Below are 13855 nucleotides of genomic sequence, written 5' to 3'. Positions count from 1 at the left end.
CCACGCGCGTTCCACGGTCACTCACAACTAGCGGGCGCGCTGTTCCCTGCCAACGGCAAAGCGGTCGAGCGCCCCTGTCTTCGCCAGAGCGAGGACGAGGAAGTATCCCAATACGCCGGCCAGCAGGGCACCGGATATGGTCTCAGTGACGAAGTAAATCACCTTGAACTCCATAGAGCGCGCCAGGTTTCCGCTGGTGAAAAGCTCCAGGATGAAGGCACCAAGCCCGGCACCGAATCCGGCCAAGGCGGCAACAGGCAGGTTAAAGCGGCGGTAGAGGAAGATGGCCAGGATGATCTCCGCGCCGATGCCCTGAGCCAGGCCGGAATAGAGAGTAGAGATTCCCCACTGCGAACCCAGCACTGCAGAGACACACGAGGCCAGCAGTTCCACATAAATAGCCGCACCAGGCTTGCGGATAATGAGGCCACCCAGGATGCCTCCCAGCAGCCAGATGCCGGTGGCCATACCACCGAGGCCCGGCGTGAGGTTGTCCATGGCCAGGAACCAGGCGTATCCCACTGAGTTCCAGACTAAGAAGATAATGCCACAGGCCACGGCGAGCACCGATGCGACAACGATGTCGACGGTGCGCCAGCGCAGAGCGCGGGTTTCAGTCGCGCTCGTAGAAGTAGTACTAGTCATGCTTAATTCTTCCTCTCGCCGGAATTACCCGGATCAGGTTCAACGGTTTGTGCGCGCTTGCGACACATCTCAGCCCTCCTGGAGGGAGCAAGTCAGAAGACGGCACAAGCCGGGCACGTAACCTACCCCACACGAGAGCACCCGTGTTCAGTGTTTAGTTCTATATCTCCTTGTCACCGCAGCCCGCACAGGGCCAAAAGTAGATCGAAAGACCGGTTTATTCTATCGCATCGAGGCAGCATTGGCGAAGATCAAAAACGCGCAACCCCTCCTCCTGCACCTGCCCGGAAAGGGCGGAGGCGCTGTGGAGGTGAGGTTGCGCGCCGGTTTCCTCTTAGCGAGGAAACCTTGAGGACAACTTAGAAGTTGAAGTCCTCATCCAGAGGCACGGAGGCACCGGTGAATTCACCGAAGCCGTCGTCGCCGTAGATGGAATCGCCGTAAGTCGGAATCGAGTACGCCGCGTTGCGGGCGGCCTCGGTCGGCTTGACGGAGATGTTGCGGTAACGCGAGATTCCGGTACCGGCCGGAATGAGCTTACCGATGATGACGTTCTCCTTGAGGCCAATGAGCTTATCGGAGCGCTTGTTAATAGCGGCGTCGGTAAGCACGCGGGTGGTCTCCTGGAAGGAGGCGGCCGAGAGCCAGGATTCCGTGGCCAGCGAGGCCTTGGTGATACCCATGATCTCGGAGCGCAGCTGCGCCGGCTCGCCACCCTCGGCGACCTGCGTGGCATTGATCTGCTTGGCCTCAGAGAGGTCAATAAGAGTGCCGGGCAGGAAGTCCGTGGAACCTGCGTCGATGACGGTACCGCGACGCAGCATCTGACGAATGATGATCTCGATGTGCTTGTCGTGGATAGCCACACCCTGTGCGCGGTAGACGGCCTGCACTTCGTCGATGAGGTGCTTTTCGACGCCGCGGCGTCCCAAGACCTCAAGCACGTCGTGCGGATCCGCAGCGCCACGCATGAGGCGCTCACCGGTGGTGACGTGGTCACCGTCACGCAGGGAACGCTCAATCATGGCATCCGGGTTGGACTCCATGGGGCGACGCACCTGGGCCAGGCCCTGGCGCTTCGAGAGCTTCTCGTAGACAACGTTGTCAGAACCGTCATCCGGGGTGATAGTCAAGGTCCAGAAGTTACCCTCATCGGAGAGCGAAACCGTGCCATCGACAGAAGCGATGGGCGCGCGGTTCTTCGGGTTACGAGCCTCGAAGAGCTCCTGCACACGGGGCAGGCCGCCGGTAATATCGCCACCGACACCACCCTGGTGGAAGGTACGCATGGTCAGCTGGGTACCCGGCTCACCAATGGACTGGGCGGCGACGATGCCAACGGCCTCGCCGATATCCACCAACTGGCCAGAAGCCATGGACTTGCCGTAGCACTTGGCGCAGACGCCGGCAGGGGTCTGGCAGGTCAGCACGGAGCGAACCTTGATGTCGAGAACGCCAGCGTTGACCAGCTTGTCCGTCAGCTCCTCGGTGAGATCCTCGCCCGCCTGAGCAACGATCTCGCCGTGTGAATCCTTGACATCGGTAGCCACGACGCGGCCCGAAGCCGAGGTCTCCCACAGCTCGTGAACCTCGTACTTGCCCGGTGCCACCTCGGTGCCCAGCGGGATGCGCACACCCTGACGGGTGCCACAATCCTCTTCGCGCACGATGACGTCCTGCGCCACATCCACCAGACGGCGGGTGAGGTAGCCGGAGTCGGCGGTACGCAGCGCGGTATCGGCCAGGCCCTTGCGGGAACCGTGCGAGTTGTTGAAGTACTCCAACACCGACAGACCTTCACGGAAAGAGGTCTTAATCGGGCGGGTGATGTAGTCACCCTTGGAGTTCACGACCATGCCCTTCATGCCGGCCAGGGTCCAGATCTGACGCATGTTACCGGCGGCGCCGGACTTCACGATCATCGGAATCGGGTTATCGTCCGGGTAGAGCTTCTCCACCGCGTTACCCACGGTGTCGGTGGCGTGCTTCCACAGCTCGACGAGGCGGTCATAACGCTCGCGCTCGGTCAGGGCGCCCTGCTCCCAGTACTTACGCTCGATGGTCTGCGCGTCCTTCTCATAGGACTCGAGGATTTCTTCCTTGTTCGGAAGAACCAACACGTCAGACATGGTGATAGTCACGCCAGAACGGGTGGCCCAGTAGAAACCGGCATCCTTCATCTTGTCCAAGACCTGCGCCACGGTAATCATGGGGTACTTGATGGCCAAGTCATTGACCACATCGCCCAAGAGGACCGTGTCCTTGGAGCCGCCCTTACGGACCATGACGCCCTCAAGGTAAGGGTAGTTCCACGGCAGCAGCTCGTTGAACATGATGCGGCCTAGGGTGGTCTCAGCGAGCCAGGACTCGCCCTTGTGCCAACCATCCGGGAAGAACTGTGCCTCGATATCCTCCGGCGGGCGGAGGTGATCGATGCGCACCTTGATCGGAGCCTGCAGGCCCACGACTCCGCGATCGCGGGCCATGAGTGCCTCGGCATAGGACGAGTAGACGCCCTTTTCCGGACCATTCTCGTCGGCAGGGGTATAACGACCCTCGCCACCGAGCTCCTCGGCGGTCTTGTTCATGGTCAGGTAGTAAAGACCGGTAACCATGTCCAGACGCGGCATAGCCAAAGGCTTGCCAGATGCCGGGGAAAGGATGTTGTTGGAAGCCAGCATCAAGACGCGAGCCTCTGCCTGTGCCTCGGCGGACAGGGGCAGATGGACTGCCATCTGGTCGCCGTCGAAGTCGGCGTTGAAAGCCTCACAGGCCAGCGGGTGCAGCTGGATAGCCTTACCCTCAACCAGCTTCGGCTCGAAGGCCTGAATACCAAGGCGGTGCAGCGTAGGTGCGCGGTTAAGCATCACCGGGTGCTCGGAGATGGCCTCTTCGAGGACGTCCCACACCTCGGGGCGCTGGCGCTCAACCATGCGCTTTGCCGACTTGATGTTCTGTGCATAGTCATTTTCCACCAGGCGCTTCATGACGAAGGGCTTGAAGAGCTCGAGAGCCATCAACTTCGGCAGACCACACTCGTGGAGCTTGAGCTGCGGACCGACGATAATGACGGAACGGCCGGAGTAGTCAACGCGCTTACCCAGCAGGTTCTGACGGAAGCGCCCCTGCTTGCCCTTGAGCAAGTCAGACAGGGACTTCAACGGGCGGTTGCCCGGGCCCGTGACAGGACGGCCGCGACGACCGTTGTCGAAGAGGGCGTCAACGGACTCCTGCAGCATGCGCTTCTCGTTGTTGACGATGATCTCGGGGGCGCCGAGATCGATCATGCGCTTGAGGCGGTTGTTGCGGTTGATAACGCGACGGTAGAGATCGTTGAGGTCCGAGGTGGCGAAACGGCCACCGTCGAGCTGCACCATCGGGCGCAGTTCCGGCGGGATGACCGGAATCGCGTCCAAGACCATGCCAGCCGGATCGTTGCCGGAGCGCAGGAACGCGGCGACAACCTTGAGGCGCTTAAGGGCGCGCATCTTCTTCTGACCCTTGCCGTTGCGAATGATTTCGCGCAGGTCCTCGGCCTCAGCCTCGAGGTCGAAGTTACGGATGAGCGTCTGGATAGCCTCCGCGCCCATTCCGCCGGTGAAGTAGTCCTCGTAGCGATCAACAAGCTCGTCGTAGATGGTCTCATCGATGATCATCTGCTTCGGGGCCAGCTTGAGGAAGGTGGTCCAGATCTCGTCAAGACGGGCGACCTCGCGCTCGCCGCGCTCGCGGATGTGCTGCATCTCCTTGTCAGCGGCATTCTGCACCTTGCGACGGGCATCCGCCTTGGCACCAGCGGCCTCTAGCTCAGCCAGATCGGACTCGAGCTTGGCAGCGCGCTCTGCGATCTCCGCCTCGGTGTCATCCTGAACGTCCTTCTTCTCGAGCAGCATTTCTGCCTCGAGGGTGGACTGATCGTTATGGCGAGCCTCTTCATCGACCGAGGTGATGATGTTGGCGGCGAAGTAGATGATGCGCTCGAGGTTCTTAGGAGCGAGATCCAACAGGTAGCCCAAGCGCGAGGGAACGCCCTTGAAGTACCAGATGTGGGTCACAGGAGCGGCAAGCTCGATGTGGCCCATGCGCTCGCGGCGCACCTTGGACTTGGTGACCTCGACGCCACAGCGCTCGCAGATGATGCCCTTGTAACGGACGCGCTTGTACTTGCCACAAGCACACTCCCAGTCGCGCGTAGGTCCGAAGATGCGCTCGCAGAACAGGCCGTCCTTCTCCGGCTTCAGGGTGCGGTAGTTGATGGTCTCGGGCTTCTTAACCTCGCCCTTTGACCAGCGACGAATGTCATCAGCGGTGGCCAGACCGATGCGGAGCTCGTCGAAGAGATTTACGTCAAACACGTAATGTCTCCCTTTCATCCTCTATGAATGAGGAATTGATGGCTTTCTAAGAAAAATTCGTGATGCCCGGGGTGCACGGCGCGTGGCCTGCCACCCGGACCGGAGTGGACACTTAAGCGATGTCGGCGTCGGAACGCTCGTCGCGCGAGAGGTTGATACCGAGCGAGGGGCTTTCCATGTCATCGTCATCAGAACCGGACAGTTCCATCGGGGTGCCGTCAGTCGAGAGAACCTCGACGTTGAGGCACAGGGACTGCAGCTCCTTGAGCAAGACCTTGAAGGACTCGGGGATGCCCGGATCCGGAATGTTCTCGCCCTTGACAATGGCCTCATAGACCTTGACACGGCCAACCACGTCATCCGACTTGATGGTGAGCAGCTCCTGCAGGGTGTAGGCGGCACCATAAGCCTGCATCGCCCACACCTCCATCTCACCGAAGCGCTGGCCGCCGAACTGCGCCTTACCTCCCAGCGGCTGCTGGGTAATCATGGAATAAGGACCGGTGGAACGAGCGTGGATCTTCTCGTCGACGAGGTGGTGCAGCTTGAGCATGTACATGTAACCAACGGAGACCGGGTACATGTAGGGCTCGCCCGAACGGCCGTCGAAAAGCTGCGCCTTGCCGTGCTCATCAACCAAGACGTCACCATCACGGTTGGGCTTGGAGGAAGCCAGAAGGCGTGCAATCTCCTCGTTGGAAGCTCCGTCGAAGACCGGGGTGGCGGTCAAGGAATCGGCGGGAACCTCGTAGAGCTCCTCGGGGAGGGTCTTGAGAAGGTCGGCATTTGCCGGATCCTCAACGTCGACCTTCCAGCCTGCGTGAGCCAGCCAGCCGAGGTGAACCTCGAGAACCTGGCCGATGTTCATACGACGCGGAACACCGTGCGTGTTCAAGATGATGTCAACGGGGGTTCCGTCAGCCATGAAGGGCATATCTTCCGGAGGAAGAATCTTGCCCACGACACCCTTGTTACCGTGGCGTCCGGCCATCTTGTCGCCGTCCTGGATCTTGCGCTTCTGAGCCACATAAACGCGGATCATCTCGTTGACGCCAGGAGCCAGGTCATCATCGTCCTCGCGGGAGAAGTGCGCAACGCCGATAACCTTGCCGTTCTCACCGTGGGGTACCTTCATCGAGGTATCGCGGACCTCGCGAGCCTTCTCACCGAAGATGGCGCGCAGCAGGCGCTCCTCCGGGGTGAGCTCTGTCTCGCCCTTCGGGGTGACCTTACCAACCAGGATGTCGCCGGCGCGTACGTCAGCACCAATGCGGACGATGCCGCGCTCATCAAGATCGCGCAAAACATCATCGGAGACATTCGGGATTTCCCGGGTAATCTCTTCCGCGCCCAGCTTGGTGTCACGAGCATCAATCTCGTGCTCCTCAATGTGGATGGAGGTCAAAACGTCCTCTTCCACAATGCGCTGGTTCAAGATGATGGCGTCCTCGTAGTTGTGACCTTCCCAAGGCATGAAGGCAACCAGGAGGTTACGGCCCAGAGACATCTCACCATTGTGGGTACCAGGACCATCAGCCAAGACCTGGCCGGCCTCGACGCGCTGGCCCAAGGAGACCAACGGAGTCTGGTTGTAGTTGGTGCCCTGGTTGGTGCGCTCGAACTTGCGCAGCATATAGGTATCACGCTGACCCTCATCATCCATGACGGTGATGAGATCGGCGCTGACATTCTCCACCACGCCAGACTTCGGGGTGATAACAAGATCGCCTGCGTCGTAGGCAGCGCGCTGCTCCATGCCGGTACCAACCAGCGGAGCCTCAGAACGCACCAGCGGCACGGCCTGCTTCTGCATGTTCGCACCCATCAGGGCACGGTTTGCGTCGTCGTGCTCCAAGAACGGAATCATGGCGGTGCCCACGGAAACCATCTGGCGCGGGGAAACGTCAACATAATCAACGTTGGCCGCGGCGGTGACTCCGATGTCCCCGTCCTTGAGGCGGACCTCGACGCGGTCGGCGGTGATATTGCCCTCCGCGTCCTTTTCGATCTCTGCCTGCGCAATGGCGAAGCGATCTTCTTCATCAGCGGTCAGGTAATCAACCTGATCGGTAACGCAGCCGTCAATGACCTTGCGATAAGGCGTCTCGATGAAGCCAAAAGCGTTGACGCGTGCGTAGGAAGCAAGCGAACCGATAAGACCAATGTTCGGGCCTTCCGGGGTCTCAATCGGACACATGCGGCCGTAGTGCGAGGCGTGCACGTCTCGGACCTCGATGCCCGCACGCTCGCGGGAGAGGCCGCCAGGGCCCAGCGCCGACAGGCGGCGCTTGTGGGTCAGTCCGGAGAGCGAGTTGTTGTGGTCCATGAACTGCGAGAGCTGCGAAGTTCCGAAGAACTCGCGGATCGCCGCGGAGACCGGACGCACGTTGATCAACGAGGTCGGCGTGATGGACTCAGCGTCCTGGGTGGTCATGCGCTCGCGCACAACGCGCTCCATGCGCGAAAGGCCGACGCGGACCTGGTTCTGGATCAGCTCGCCAACGGTGCGCAGGCGACGGTTTCCAAAGTGGTCGATGTCATCGGTGTGGATGGCAATCTGCTCACCGTTGGGGGCGGTCATCTCGCGCTCGCCCACGTGCAGACGCACGAGGTACTCGAGGGTGACGGCGATGTCTTCCTCGGTCAGAGTCATGAGACCGTCATGATCTCCACCGAGACCCAGCTTGCGGTTGACCTTGTAACGGCCGACCTTTGCCAAGTCATAGCGCTTCGCGCGGAAGAAGGAGTTATCCAGCAGGGACTGCGCGAGCTCGCGGGTGGGCTGCTCGCCCGGGCGCTGCTTGCGGTAGATCTCCAGCAGGGCCTCGTCCGTGTTGGCTACGCCATCGGACTCGAGGGTAGACATCATCAGCTCGGAGAAGCCAAAGCGATCCTTGATCTGCTGCTCGGTCCACCCCAGGGCCTTGAGCAAGACGGTCACCGGCTGGCGACGCTTGCGGTCGATGCGCACGCCGACGGTGTCGCGCTTGTCGACGTCGAACTCGAGCCACGCACCGCGGGAAGGAATAACCTTCACGGAGTGCAGCGGGCGCTCGGTGGACTTGTCGATCGTCTGATCGAAGTAGACGCCCGGGGAACGCACGAGCTGGGAGACGACAACGCGCTCCGTGCCGTTGACGATGAACGTGCCCTTATCGGTCATGATGGGGAAATCGCCGATAAAGACGGTCTGAGACTTGATTTCCTGCGTCTCATTGTTGATGAACTCTGCGGTCACATACAGCGGCGCAGAGTAGTTGATGTCCTTTTCCTTGCACTCATCGACGGTGTTTTTCACCGGCTCAAAGCGAGGCTCCGACAGGGACAGGGACATATTGCCCGAGTAGTCCTGGATCGGGGAAAGCTCTTCGAGGATATCCTCCAGGCCTGAGGTGACGCGGGCGTCTTCGCCGCGCTCAGCCTGCTGCCGCTCACGCCACTCGGGCGTGCCGACGAGCCATGCAAAGGAATCGAGTTGTAGATCAAGGAGGCCCGGGACAGCGATAGGCTCGCTGATCTTAGCGAAGGAGTATCGCTTCGGGGCTCCAGGGATATTGGCCACTGACTTGGTCTGGCGGGAGACTGCCAAGATGGGTCCTTCCAGCACCTCACGCGGCTTGCTGTCCCCGCCCTGGCCGACGAGGAGCATAACCGCTGGTAATTTTAGCATTCGGTCTGCTGTGGAACTACTGGGTTCAGAATGCACAAAATCACCTTGTCAAGTCGGCTTTGCCATCACCTACCCGAAAGGCTAAATGTGCACCGAATTTCCAGATTCCAGCGCAAAGAAACAGAGTATACTAAAATTTCAATTCTGTAAAGGCATAGATCTCACCCGGCAAAAGTTTGCTTTCTCGCCTCGCTCGGTGAAGACTCAGCCAACGGACGCAGCGGTGTGCAGCTCCGTACTTAGCATGTACTTGGCCCGGCCCTGGGGGGCGGCTGCACTGCAACACATGATTCCCATCCGGGGAGCCAGCGGAGCGCTGCGAGCTTGCGCCGTGGACACGCGTTACCCTACCACTTGTACTACCGCGCGCCACAAGACGCGCAGATCAGTGGCAGTTTTCTCAAGCTACATTCCCACGGCTAACGTGCAGTGGTTACTTCTTACGTCCGGACGAGCCCCGGCGCCCGAAGACTCCGAGCGCGCCAGCGATGCCGATGAGTACCAGCACGCTGCCCAGCCCGATGCTGGCCCAGCGCAGCCCCTCGGCCCAAGCGGGACGCGGGAAGGAATCGGCCTGGCTCAGGAACGCGGCTTCGTCTTCTTCACTGGTACGCCCGTCGAATACGAAGGCCTGCTCGCGCCCGAAACCGGTTCTATCGGCATAGTAATCATCGATGTTGACGTAGAGACCAATGAGCATGCCCGTGGCTTGGTCTACGAAGTAGTCACGCCAGCCGGAATGATAGAGATAGCCCTGCTCCGTGGACCCGTCCTCATTCTGGAAGGTCGTGGTGGTGGTGCCGTTGGCGGCATAGAGCGTTGCCACGTTGGTGGGCTCAATCTCTTGGTGATAGCGATAGACCGTCCGGCCCTGCATCTCCACCTCTTCTTGGAATACCGCGTCCACCGGCTTGCGCAGCGTGGGATCAAACACGGGGTAATTGGTCTGCTCGGCATCAGCCGGGAATTTCAGCCAGTAACCATCAAGGGGAATCTCGATGGCAGGGCTGGCAAGGGTATCACTCAGCCGCAGGTTCCCAATGCTGGCACCGGTGAGTCGGTCCATATCAAAAGACCACACCTTAGCGTTATCGAGGTCGCTCAAGCCCTCTCCCGCGCCGCGCATGGTGGACTCTCCCACCCGCACCGTCACGCCGTCGTCGCCCTTGGGTGCCTGCAGCTCCATGTTGAGCTGATAGGTCAGCGGCCCTTGATAGGGCTGCGCGCCCTCCGGTCCCAAGACCTGCGAGTGCGCGTCATCATCACGCAAGGTCCACGTGGTCTTGTCCAGATCCAGCGGCATGCGGGGCGAGAAGTTCAAGAAAGCGGGTGCCACAATTCCCGCGGCGATGAGCGCGACGCCGAGGCCGAGCAGAAGTACGGAGACAATTCGGGACTTGGGCAACATGGGGATTGATTCTACAGATGCGGCCCTAAAGCGAAGAACGACCCCGCGTCCCAGGAAAGGGATGCGGGGTCAGTCTTAGTTAAGCCAAGTAAATTACTTGAGCTCGACGGAAGCGCCAGCCTCTTCGAGCTTGGCCTTAGCAGCCTCAGCGTCGTCCTTGGAAGCGCCCTCGATGATAGCCTTAGGAGCGCTCTCAACGAGCTCCTTAGCTTCCTTCAGGCCCAGGCCGGAGACGAGCTCGCGAACAGCCTTGATGACGCCGATCTTCTTGGCGCCAGCGTCGGTCAGAACGACGTCGAACTCGGTCTTCTCTTCCTCAGCAGCAGCAGCGGCAGGAGCGCCAGCAGCAACGGCAACCGGAGCGGCAGCCTCGACGTCGAAGACGTCCTCGAATTCCTTAACGAACTCGGAGAGCTCGATGAGGGTCATTTCCTTGAAAGCTTCAATGAGCTCGTCCTTGGTGAGCTTAGCCATGACGGCCATCCTTTCTGTGCGAAGTCGCTATAACTTCGCGGTATAAATTGTGTAGTTGAACGCAGATGAACTGCGCTATTTAAGCTTCTGCTTCTTTTTTGTCCTGCAGAGCTGCCACGGTACGGACAGCCTTGGTAGCAGGGGCGTTGAATACGGCCGCAGCCTTTGCCAAAGAACCCTTCATAGCACCGGCCAGCTTGGCGAGAGTGGTCTCGCGGTTGTCCAGCTCGGCGATGGCCGCAACCTGTTCGGCAGACAAAGCGTTGCCGTCCATGTAGCCACCCTTGACGATCAATGCCTTGTTGTCATCAGCAAACTTCTTGATGACCTTCGCAGCATCAACTGCCTCGCCCTTAATGAACGCAATTGCGGTCGGGCCAGTCAGCAGCTCGTCAAGACCCTCGATGCCGGAATCAGCGGCAGCGATCTTGAAGAGGGTGTTCTTGGCGACGGAGTAGTCAACGTCAAAGCCCAGGTTGTTACGCAGTTCCTGCAGCTGAGGCACAGTCAGGCCGCGGTACTCGGTCAAAACGACGGAGCTAGCACCGGCCAGCTTCTCCTTCAGCTCTGCCAGGTCTGCAGTATTCTTCGGGTTTGCCATTGTTTACTCGCCTCCTTCCAAAACATCTCTTATTTTTCCGCCGAGACTTCCATGCCGAGAAAAATCCCAACAAAAAAGCCCCGTGCAAGAGCACAGGGCGAGCAGCGCAAAGCGCTACATAATTCGCAAGTGTCTCCTGCGTGGGCCGCCCCTTAGAGTGGGGACCTTCGATCCAATGGATGACCAACGGTCTTCGGTGAAACTTGAGTCCGGCTGAAAGCCGTTCAAACTTCGGCATTCAGACTACATCTGGACACACAGAACTTCCAAATCGCGCCAATGACGCTATTGCGTCTACACTCGGCGAGAATGACTTCCCTCATGTGGTTCCGTGATGATCTTCGCCTCCACGACAACGCGGCGCTGAGCTGGTGCGCTGCCCGCGGACCACTCATCGCCCTCTTCATCGATGAGCCTGTCTACCGCGGCACCCGTGCCCTCGGGGGCGCGGCCGAGTGGTGGCGCGAGCGCTCACTGCACGCGCTGGCCGCGCAACTAGCTGCAAGCGGCGTGCCCCTGCTACGCCGGAGCGGCGAGCCCACTGCCGTGCTCGAGAACCTTATAGAAGAGTTAGCGCCCACGGCCACCATCGATGCAGTGGCGTGGACGCGGCGCTATCACAGCCCGCTGCGCGAGGTCGACTCTGAGGTCAAGGCACACTTGCGCAAGAAGGGCCTAGAAGTGGCCTCCCATCCGGGGCATACCCTCGTCGAGCCTTGGGAGGTCACGACCAAGGCGGGCGATCCCTATCGGGTCTATACGCCCTTTTCTAAGGCGGCGCGGGATCAGGTCCGTGATGACACTCCCCTCCCCGTCCCCAATCTCAAGGGCGGTTTCGCGCCGGAGGAAGAACCGTGGGAGAAAGCTGAGGAGCCCGAATGGGCCGCAAAGCTCGCCAGCCACTGGACTCCTGGCGAAGAGGAAGCGCGCCACAAGCTGTCCGCGCTCGATCTGGGCGATTATCCTGCCGGACGCGACTTCCCGGCCCGGCCTGCCACCTCCCGGCTGTCGCCGCACCTGCGCTTCGGGGAGGTTTCGGTGCGCGAGGCATGGACTTCGGCAAGCGAACAGCCCCACGGCGAAACCTTCCAATCCGAGCTGTTGTGGCGGGACTTCGCTTGGCACCGCCTCTACTACCACACGGACCTGGCCACGGTTAACGTACGCCGCCAATTTGATGCCTTCGACTGGGAATGGGACGCCCCCGAACTAGGCGCATGGCAGCGCGGGGAGACCGGAATTGCCCTGGTGGATGCCGGAATGCGCGAACTGTGGGAGACCGGATACATGCACAACCGCGTGCGCATGGTCGTTGGTTCCCTGCTGACCAAGAACCTGGGCATTCACTGGCGCCGCGGCGAGGAATGGTTCTGGGACACGCTTGTCGACGCCGACCCAGCATCAAACCCCTTCAACTGGCAGTGGGTGGCCGGCTGCGGCGATGATGCCGCGCCCTACTTCCGCATATTCAACCCAGAAACCCAGGCCAGCAAGTTCGATCCCCATGGCGAGTACATCGCCCAGTGGGCGCCGGCGCTCTCCCCCACGCCCATCGTGGATCTGCGCGAATCCCGCGAGGCGGCACTCACCGCCTACTCCGACATAAAGAAATAGTGGCGCGAAAACCCGAGACTCCGTTTAGGGGACATTTCGCTATGCAGCATAGGCCTCTCCAAAGACGAAGCAGCGGCATGATTGGCGGAGATACACGGCCTAGGCCCTGTCCTCTACAAGAAGGCAAGCCCAAAAGAATACCGAAGTCCGCTTGGACCCGATCCTTCAGGATAGGCCGGATGGCCTTGCTACCGCACTGCCAAGTTCTGGCGAGGCGGCCCGGCTGTGGATAACTGCGTCCGGCGCTGGTGGGTTATCCACAGTTTCCTTACTGGGTGCGGGTTGGGGATTGCCGTGCTGGTGGGTGGTGCCTTAGCGTGACGGGCATGGGCTTGCAGGAGTATTTCGCACAACTTGGCCGAGGTGTTGACCTCGTAGCCGAGTGCTCGGGGCTATCCGCGCCGGACCTCGAGAAGATGGGGGCCAGCGCGCAGGATGCCGCCGAGCTTATAAGCCTGCACACCATCTACTTTGGTCCCACACCCTACACAGGCAAGCAGCGCTCGGCCGTTAATGCAGCCAGGCGCAACGGGCACACTCTGAGCACCCTGCACCACATCGAATCCTTTACCCGCCGCGTCAAAGAACAACGAGCCGCATGGAACCTACGCGTAGAGTTATGCGCCACGCCCAGCGAGCAGGTTACTGCGGTAGCCAGGCGCCGGCTGCGCGAGTTACGTGTTCCCCGCACGTATTGCGAGCGCGCGATGTTGCGCCAGCACCCCAATGGGCTGGCTACCTTGACCGTGACCGGCAATGGGTTGGATATGGCAGATGCCTTCCGAACCATCGACCAGCAGCATCCGGGTAAGAGTTTTATCGCCCGCATGCTCGGCAAAGCAGGCCCAGCCGCGCGTACTCGCGTGACCACCATGGCAGTCCTCAAATTGGAGGACTACGGCACGATTATGCGCCGGGAGGGCGATGACGTGATGGTGCGCACCACCAGTGGGGCTGTTACCACCGGCGCGCAGCTTGTAGAACGCGCCTGCGCCAACGAAGGGCTTATCACGATCATCAGCCGTACACACGGGCCGGTGGACTTGTACCGCTGTGAGCGCTTCGCCTCAACAAAACAGCGCACGATG

8 protein-coding genes are annotated in these 13855 nt (G+C 60.5%); 2 read left to right on the top strand and 6 right to left on the bottom strand.

The annotated features are described in order from the left end of the window. Positions 1–27: 27 nt before the first annotated feature. The 6 genes from F4V60_RS01965 to rplJ form a co-directional block, all read right to left on the bottom strand. Entirely contained in the window at positions 28–645 is a 618-nt protein-coding gene (locus F4V60_RS01965) for an ECF transporter S component (RefSeq protein WP_075729089.1), read from the bottom strand. Positions 646–1004: 359 nt separating this feature from the next. Beyond that, entirely contained in the window at positions 1005–5000 is a 3996-nt protein-coding gene (locus tag F4V60_RS01960; protein ID WP_075729088.1) for a DNA-directed RNA polymerase subunit beta', read from the bottom strand. Positions 5001–5112: 112 nt separating this feature from the next. After that, positions 5113–8607, bottom strand: coding sequence for a DNA-directed RNA polymerase subunit beta (gene rpoB / locus F4V60_RS01955; RefSeq protein WP_075730984.1), 3495 nt, complete (start codon positions 8605–8607; stop codon positions 5113–5115). A gap of 496 nt (positions 8608–9103) precedes the next feature. Then, on the bottom strand, positions 9104–10078 hold the full coding sequence (gene pgfA, locus F4V60_RS01950; RefSeq protein WP_075729087.1) for a cell envelope lipid trafficking protein PgfA: 975 nt from the start codon (positions 10076–10078) through the stop codon (positions 9104–9106). Positions 10079–10171: 93 nt separating this feature from the next. Next, entirely contained in the window at positions 10172–10552 is a 381-nt protein-coding gene (gene rplL / locus F4V60_RS01945) for a 50S ribosomal protein L7/L12 (protein WP_075729086.1), read from the bottom strand. A 79-nt stretch (positions 10553–10631) separates the two neighbouring features. Next, the gene (gene rplJ, locus F4V60_RS01940; RefSeq protein WP_075729085.1) at positions 10632–11153 is read right to left on the bottom strand and encodes a 50S ribosomal protein L10; all 522 of its coding nucleotides are present in this window, start codon (positions 11151–11153) and stop codon (positions 10632–10634) included. A gap of 309 nt (positions 11154–11462) precedes the next feature. Between rplJ and F4V60_RS01935 the strand changes: the two genes are divergently transcribed. Together F4V60_RS01935 and F4V60_RS01930 are read left to right on the top strand one after the other, a co-directional pair. Beyond that, complete coding sequence (locus F4V60_RS01935) at positions 11463–12767, top strand: cryptochrome/photolyase family protein (protein WP_075729084.1); 1305 nt, start codon at positions 11463–11465, stop codon at positions 12765–12767. 326 nt (positions 12768–13093) lie between these two features. Then, on the top strand, positions 13094–13855 hold a 762-nt coding region (locus F4V60_RS01930; protein WP_150387353.1), incomplete at its 3' end, for an HNH endonuclease.

It is taken from the genome of Corynebacterium flavescens (assembly GCF_008693105.1).
In the GTDB taxonomy this organism is placed as follows: domain Bacteria; phylum Actinomycetota; class Actinomycetes; order Mycobacteriales; family Mycobacteriaceae; genus Corynebacterium; species Corynebacterium flavescens.
Note: the sequence above shows the minus strand (reverse complement) of the source record. Positions and strands in the feature narration are given on the sequence as shown.